Raw genomic sequence first — 1,022 nt, 5'->3', positions numbered from 1 at the left:
ACGACATAACGTGTTACCCGCCCAGGTTGGTTCCTAACGATCAGCGCATGGCCGGATGTCCGAAGGGGCGGGCGGATTCGATCTGGGCGGCCAGCCGTACGAGAAGGTCCTCGCGGCCTGTGGCGGCGACCAGCTGGACGCCGACGGGAAGGCCCGCTGCGGTCCTGTGCAGGGGCAGGGAGATGCTGGGCTGGCCGGTGGCGTTGAAGGCGGTGGTGTAGGAGACGGCGTGGGAGGTGCGGCCGAAGCCGGTGCTGAGGTCGTCAGGGGGCAGCCAGCCCAGCGGGAACGGCGGCACGCCGAGCGAGGGCGCGAGCAGCACGTCGAAGCCGGAACGCCACCAGGCTGCCATGCGGCGGCGGAAGCCGTCCATCCACTGGACGGCGAGGACGTGCTCGACGGCGGTGCGTTTGGCGCCGGTCTCGGCCATGGCGCGGTTGCGTGGTTCCAATTCGTCCAGGGACACGGGGCGGCCGCGCCAGGCGCCGACGCTCTGGACTTCGGCGGCGACGTTCGCTGCGACGAGGGCGCCGAAGTGGTGGGGGAAGTCGGGGTTGCCGAGTTCGTCCGGGTGACCGGGTTCGACGTGGTGGCCCAGGGACGCCAGCAGGTTCGCGGCGCCGGTGACGGCGGCGGTCAGCTCCTCGTGCTCGGGTACGTCGCCGCGCGGGTGGCGGGTCACGAAGCCGACGCGCAGCCGTCCCGGATCGACGCCGACCTCCTCGGCCAGCGGGCGGGGCAGCGCGGGCGCGGTGTAGGGGTCGCCCTCCTCCAGGCCGGCGATCAGGTCGAGCACGGCGGCGGTGTCCCTGACGGTCCTGCTGACCATCCCGGCCACCGAGAACCCGCTCCAGCCCTCTCCGCCCGACGGCCCATAGCTGGTGCGGCCTTTGGTGGGTTTGAGCCCCACCAGGCCGCACAGGGAGGCGGGGATGCGGATCGAGCCGCCGATGTCGGAAGGAGCAAAGTCCCTGTCACCTCTGCAGAGTACGGCGCGGCCCATGTCCGGCGGCACCCCCAGA

Annotated in this window: 1 protein-coding gene; it reads right to left on the bottom strand. The window is 72.1% G+C overall.

Annotated elements, in window-relative coordinates:
• Window positions 1–40 precede the first annotated feature (40 nt).
• Window positions 41–1,022, bottom strand: a 982-nt coding sequence (locus AB0I34_RS44200; protein ID WP_360458767.1) for an amidase, incomplete at its 5' end; no start/stop codon positions are given.

Source organism: Kribbella sp. NPDC050281, assembly GCF_040655855.1.
In the GTDB taxonomy this organism is placed as follows: Bacteria; Actinomycetota; Actinomycetes; order Propionibacteriales; family Kribbellaceae; genus Kribbella.
Note: the sequence above shows the minus strand (reverse complement) of the source record. Positions and strands in the feature narration are given on the sequence as shown.